Raw genomic sequence first — 5661 nt, 5'->3', positions numbered from 1 at the left:
TCTCTCATAGCCGTTTCCAAGGAGCGTATTGGAAAATTCGTTTCCGTCCCGACGACCCTGCGCTCCCCAATTATCACCGCACACACCTGCGAGTGTCTCCGCTCTCCGCCGCCACGATGACCGGCCTGCTGCCGCTGTGCGCCTGACTCGCAAAGGAGCGGCGATTTTAGAGCAGTTTCACTTAAACTGTAGCCATTTGATACCTGGTAGGGAGGCCTCTCCGAGGCCTCCGCCGTGCGTAGTGTGAGAATGCGAAACTCGTAGGTGATTGGAGCGTGGTTTCGGAGGCCTCGGAGAGGCCTCCCTACCGTTAAGACGACGGCTACATATCAACTTTAAATGCTCTATTGTCTATCCGATCGCCGATCCCCTCCCAACCCTCGCGCATCCTTGTGCAACCCATGCCGCATCTTTCGGCTTCACAGACGTCCCCCCCGCCCCTTTGATTTGCCTCTTTGTTTCGTTTCGAACCAATCCACCAATCCGTATGAGCAACACCACCATCACAGGCATCAATGCGCGCGAGATCATCGACTCCCGCGGCAATCCCACGGTTGAAGTTGACGTCCGCCTCGCCTCCGGCGTGGTTGGCCGCGCCGCCGTTCCCTCCGGCGCATCGACCGGCGAGCACGAAGCTCTCGAACTCCGCGACGGCACCCTCACCGCCAAGCAACTCCCCAAGGGTGTTGACGGCAAAAAACGCTATGGCGGCAAAGGCGTTCAGGCTGCCGTCGCCAACGTCAAAGGCATCATCGCCCCGTCCCTCACCGGCTACGATGTGCTCGACCAGGTCGGCATCGACCGCGCCATGCTCAAGCTCGACGGCACCAGCACCAAGTCCAAGCTCGGCGCCAACGCCATCCTCGGCGTCTCCCTCGCCGCCGCCCACGCCGGCGCCGCCGCCCTCGGCCTCCCCCTCTACCGCTACATCGGCGGCGTCAACGCCAAGGTGCTCCCCGTTCCCATGATGAACATCATGAACGGCGGCGCGCACTCCGACGCCCCCATCGACTTCCAGGAATTCATGATCCGCCCCGTCAACTTCGACACCTTTGCCGAAGCCCTCCGCGCCGGTGCCGAAGTGTTCCACGCCCTCAAGAAGGTCCTCAAGGCCAAGGGTCTCTCCACCGCTGTCGGTGACGAAGGCGGCTTCGCCCCCAACCTCGCCTCCACCACCGACGCGCTCGACGCCATCGCCGCCGCCGTCAAGGATGCCGGTTACAAGCTCGGCAAGGACATCATGCTCGCCCTCGACGTCGCCTCCTCCGAATTCATCGACAAGAAGACCGGCAAATACGTCTTCAAGAAGAGCGACGGACGCCAGTTCACCGGCGACGAATTCGTCTCCTACTACAAGGACCTCGTGGCCAAGTATCCCATCGACTCCATCGAAGACGGCTGCGCTGAGAACGACTGGAAGACCTGGAAAAAGCTCACCGACGCCATCGGCGACAAGGTGCAACTCGTCGGCGACGATCTCTTCGTCACCAACGTTGACTTCCTCCGCAAGGGCATCGAGCAGGGCATCGCCAACTCGATCCTCGTCAAGGTCAACCAAATCGGCTCCCTCACCGAGACGCTCGACGCCGTCGAAATGGCGCACAAGGCCAACTACACCGCCGTCATCTCACACCGTTCCGGCGAGACCGAGGACGTGACCATTGCCGACATCGCCGTGGCGACCAACGCCGGTCAGATCAAGACCGGTTCCGCCAGCCGCAGCGACCGCATCGCCAAGTACAACCAGCTCCTCCGCATCGAGGAAGAACTCGGCGCCAGCGCCATCTACGCCGGCCGTCTGTAATTGCGATTCGAATACGCAACCCTTCACAACGGGCCGCCCTTCACCGGGCGGCCCGTTTTTTTATTATTACGGAGGGCGGGTCTCCCGACCCGCCAGACGCGGCATAGCCGCGCCCATCCGGAAGGACGGAATTGCGAGGAACGGAATTGCGACGCTGCGCGTCGTCGGCGGGTCGGGAGACCCGCCCTCCATTAAGTGCCGTAGAGGCGGTCGCCGAAATCGCCGAGGCCGGGCAGGATGTATTTGCGCTCGTTGAGACAACGGTCGAGCGCGCCGGCGTAGATTCTCACATCGGGATGCGCGTCATGCACAACGCGCACGCCTTCGGGCGCGGCCACGACGTTGAGCATGCGGATGCTGGTCCCGCCGCGTTGTTTGATGACGTCGAGCGCCAGCACGGCGGAACCGCCGGTGGCCAGCATGGGATCAACGAGCAGCACGCGGGCGTTTTCGAGAGGAGGGAGCTTGCAATAATAACTGCGCGGGGCGGCCGTCTCGTGGTCGCGCTCGATGCCGATGTAGCCCACGCTCACATGGGGAAACAGGTTGGCGATGGGTTCCACCATGCTGAGGCCGGCGCGCAGGATCGGGATGACGACGAGCGGCTGGCCGAGCGTCCGGCCTGTGGTGGGTTCGAGGGGCGTTTGCACCGTGACTTCGCGCATGGGCAGGTCGCGGGTCGCCTCCAGCGCGAGCAGCGTGGAAATGTGATGACTGAGCGCACGGAAGGTCGCCGGTTTCGTGGTCTGATCACGCAGATGGGTGACGGCATGAAGGGCGAGCGGGTGGTCAATGATGTGAAGCATGGATGTGCGGTCTATGATGCGCCACAGGCAGGGCAAAACAGAAATAAAAACACCCTCGGGGCATTTTCAGTTGAGCATTGGACTGCGCTTAACGGATCGAAACCATCACTCCTGCCATCAACCTTGCGTGGAGCGCGGGGCGACGGAGGGCGGGTCTCCTGACCCGCCGGACGGCGCGAAGCGCCGCAATTCCGGAATGCGCGGCTGAGGCCGCGTCTGGGGGGGGGGGGGGGGAGGGGCACCCTCCAATGGGAGCGCCGCGCCTACTTCAGACGGCGGGAGCGGGGGCGAGGAGGCGTTCCTCGGCGCTGAGGAGGGCTTCGGCAAATTCGCCGGGGGTGGCGGCGTTGAGGAGGGCTTCGCGGTTGGCCGGTTCCTTGGCGATTTTGCAAAGGGTGCTGACGATGCGGAGGTATTCGGTGGGGTTGTTCTTGGGAGTGCCGAGGACGAACATCAGGCGGACGGTCTGGTTGCCGTTTTCATAGACCACGCCGGTGTTGCTGCGGCCAATGGCAAGGACAATGCGTCGCACGTGCTCGGTGCGGGCGTGGGGCAGGGAGATTTCGTTGCCGAGACAAGTGGTGTCGAGCCGGTCGCGGGCGAGGAGTTCGTTGTAAAATCCCTGGAAATTGGTGACGTCGGCGTGCCCGTCGAGGAGCCGGGCTACTTCGTTGAGCGCGGCGGTGCGACGGGTGTTTTGCACGTTTAGGGTGATGCGCGAGGCGTCGATGAGATCGGATAGACGGACTGGCATGACAGGCTCCCTTCCTTTGGTCGAATGGTTGTGTTGAGGGGGTCAACGAAACGACGCCCACCCCGCGCCGAAAGCAAGCGCGGAGTGCACGTTTGGCGCGAAATAAAATCAGCCTTTGCGGTCGGGGCGTTTGAAGGCGAAGCGGTCGCGCGTGGTGGCGAAGTCTTCGCCGCCCATGCGGCCCACGGCGTCGAGCTTGGCGGCGTCCACCCGGCCGCGTTCGTCGAGCACGGTGTCGCTGATGTGGGCGCAGAGGATGCGGCCAATGATGATGTGCGCCGCGAGCGGTCCTTCGCCGACGTTGACGATCTGGTGCAGGCGGCACTCAAACGCCGCCGGGGCCTGAGCCACGCGGGGGGGGCGGATGTGCTGGCTGGCGGCGGACTCGATGCCGAAGGCCGAGAATTCGCTTTCGCCGTGCGGGAGGAGGGCGGCAGTGGCGTTCATCGGCTCGGCGAGCGCGTGGGAGACGACGTTGACCACAAATTCGGGCACGGCCTCGATGTTGCGCACGGTGTCTTTTTTCGCGCCGTCGCGGTTGTTGACGGGAATGAAGAGGAGCGTGGGCGGGTTGGACGTCACGCCATTGAAAAAGGAGAAGGGCGCGAGGTTCGTTTTGCCGTCCGCCGAGATCGTGGAAACCCAGGCAATGGGACGCGGGGTGATGAGGCTCGTCATCCACGCGTAGGCGTACTTCGGTTCGAGGGAGGAGAAATCCAGCAACATGGGCGCGTTTTAAACAGCAGCGCCAGTCCCGCAGCAAACACGAAGATCGAGTAAAACGTGCCCCGGCTCAGCCCTAGGATCAGCCCCGCGTCGGGTTCGCGGAATGCTTCGCCGATCATGCGGCTGATCGCGTAGGTCACCAAAAACACTCCGCTCAACCGGCCCGGCGTGGTGCGCACCCAGTCGGTTTTCCAGACGAGCACTTGCATCAGGATCAGGGGCAGCAGGCCTTCGAGCACCGCGGCGTAGAGTTGCGAGGGATGCCGCGGCGCGATGAGGTTGAAGGGCGTTCCCGGCGGAGCGCTTTCCGGAAAAATCACCGCCCACTTTACGGACGAGACTTTGCCCCAAAGCTCGGCGTTGATGAAGTTGGCGATGCGTCCGAACATCAAGCCCGCCGGCGCGACGCTCGCCACCAAATCCCCCAAATGCAGCACCCGGTGGCGCGTGCTGCGGGCAAACCAAAACAGCGCGACCGCGACGCCGATAAATCCGCCGTGACTCGCCATCCCGCCGTCCCAGATGCGGAGCAGCGCGAGCGGGTCGCTGACGAGCACGCCGGGCTGGTAAAAGAGGAAATATCCCAGTCGCCCGCCGATGCACACGCCCGCCGCCAGCGCCCACACAAGATTGGACACCTGCGCGGCGGACAACGACGTCAGCCCCCGTCGCGAGTAGAGCGTGAGCAACCAGATGCCGGTGAGGAACCCCGCCACGTAGGCCAGTCCGTAATAGCGTATCCCGATCGAATCGGAAAAGCGCACGAGAAACGGGCTCAAATCATGGACCCACCAGGCGGTCGGCGGCAGAGGGAGGCGGAAAAGGCAGGCGGGCATCGGTGGTTGGCGTGTGCGGTGTGGCTTCGGGTATGGCGTATGGAGGAATGCCGGAGTTGAGGGAATGCTGGAGTTGACGAGAATGCGGGAAATGGGGGGAAATACCGGTTAAATGCGGGAATCGGCACGAATTGGCATATTATTGCACTTGACCCTGCCGGACCACCCATTTCTCTCGGCAGCTTCACATCCTCCCCTTCATCCCCTCGATGAACATTCGCCCAATCCTTACCGCATCACTTCTCACTATTGCCTTGGCCGCCACTGGTTGCGCGATCTTTACCAAAGGTCGCACCCAAGTCGTCACCGTCCAAAGCATTCCTGCCGGGGCCACCGCCCTGATTAACGGCGAGACCGTGGGGCAAACCCCCTTCAAGGTCCGCCTTCCGCGCAGTTCCGTTTATCGCATCGATCTCAAGAAGGAGGGCTTCCTCGACCAGAATGCGCTTCTCCTCCCGATGCCCAACGAGTACGAGCAAAATTACTTTCGCTGGGGCATCGACTACGACCTCGGAGCCATGACCGATCTCGTGCCCGAAAATCTCGTTGTCAATCTCCGCCCCGACGCCAAGGCCGCCAAGGTTGATCTTTACACGCAGATGGCTGCCCAAGTTACCACCGCCGACGCCATGCTCGCCGCCAACCAGATCAGCTCCGCCGATCACAAGAAGGCCATCGAAGCCATTCTCAAGACTTACGCCAAGTAAGTCCCCCCCCCCCCCCCCCCCAAAAAAA

6 protein-coding genes are annotated in these 5661 nt (G+C 62.7%); 2 read left to right on the top strand and 4 right to left on the bottom strand.

Annotated features, from left to right (window positions below; translation table 11 throughout):
* The first annotated feature begins 487 nt into the window (after positions 1-487).
* Positions 488-1804, top strand: coding sequence for a phosphopyruvate hydratase (gene eno, locus OBACDRAFT_RS24085; protein WP_043589676.1), 1317 nt, complete (start codon positions 488-490; stop codon positions 1802-1804).
* Positions 1805-1995: 191 nt separating this feature from the next.
* Here the strand turns inward: eno and upp are convergent, their stop codons facing one another.
* From upp to lgt, 4 genes are all read right to left on the bottom strand, one after another.
* Positions 1996-2610 (bottom strand): uracil phosphoribosyltransferase, encoded by a 615-nt coding sequence (gene upp, locus OBACDRAFT_RS24080; protein ID WP_043589674.1) that lies wholly within the window; start codon positions 2608-2610, stop codon positions 1996-1998.
* Between the two features lie 268 nt (positions 2611-2878).
* The gene (locus tag OBACDRAFT_RS24075; protein ID WP_043589673.1) at positions 2879-3364 is read right to left on the bottom strand and encodes a PTS sugar transporter subunit IIA; all 486 of its coding nucleotides are present in this window, start codon (positions 3362-3364) and stop codon (positions 2879-2881) included.
* Between the two features lie 108 nt (positions 3365-3472).
* On the bottom strand, positions 3473-4090 hold the full coding sequence (locus tag OBACDRAFT_RS24070) for a flavin reductase family protein (protein WP_043589671.1): 618 nt from the start codon (positions 4088-4090) through the stop codon (positions 3473-3475).
* The gene (gene lgt / locus OBACDRAFT_RS24065; protein WP_052362517.1) at positions 4039-4926 is read right to left on the bottom strand and encodes a prolipoprotein diacylglyceryl transferase; all 888 of its coding nucleotides are present in this window, start codon (positions 4924-4926) and stop codon (positions 4039-4041) included. Before lgt ends, OBACDRAFT_RS24070 begins: the two co-directional genes overlap by 52 nt.
* 209 nt (positions 4927-5135) lie before the next feature.
* On the opposite strand from lgt, the gene OBACDRAFT_RS24060 reads away from it, so the two are divergent.
* On the top strand, positions 5136-5633 hold the full coding sequence (locus tag OBACDRAFT_RS24060) for a PEGA domain-containing protein (RefSeq protein ID WP_043589669.1): 498 nt from the start codon (positions 5136-5138) through the stop codon (positions 5631-5633).
* Positions 5634-5661 lie beyond the last annotated feature (28 nt).

It is taken from the genome of Geminisphaera colitermitum TAV2, from assembly GCF_000171235.2.
Lineage (GTDB): Bacteria > Verrucomicrobiota > Verrucomicrobiia > Opitutales > Opitutaceae > Geminisphaera > Geminisphaera colitermitum.
This window is presented reverse-complemented; position numbering and strand designations above follow the sequence as displayed.

Excerpts from the sequence above, each read along its gene's own strand:
- upp (WP_043589674.1), bottom strand. The coding sequence starts at position 2,610 with ATGCTTCACATCATTGACCACCCGCTCGCCCTTCATGCCGTCACCCAT.
- OBACDRAFT_RS24060 (WP_043589669.1), top strand. The coding sequence starts at position 5,136 with ATGAACATTCGCCCAATCCTTACCGCATCACTTCTCACTATTGCCTTG.
- OBACDRAFT_RS24075 (WP_043589673.1), bottom strand. The coding sequence starts at position 3,364 with ATGCCAGTCCGTCTATCCGATCTCATCGACGCCTCGCGCATCACCCTA.
- eno (WP_043589676.1), top strand. The coding sequence starts at position 488 with ATGAGCAACACCACCATCACAGGCATCAATGCGCGCGAGATCATCGAC.
- lgt (WP_052362517.1), bottom strand. The coding sequence starts at position 4,926 with ATGCCCGCCTGCCTTTTCCGCCTCCCTCTGCCGCCGACCGCCTGGTGG.
- OBACDRAFT_RS24070 (WP_043589671.1), bottom strand. The coding sequence starts at position 4,090 with ATGTTGCTGGATTTCTCCTCCCTCGAACCGAAGTACGCCTACGCGTGG.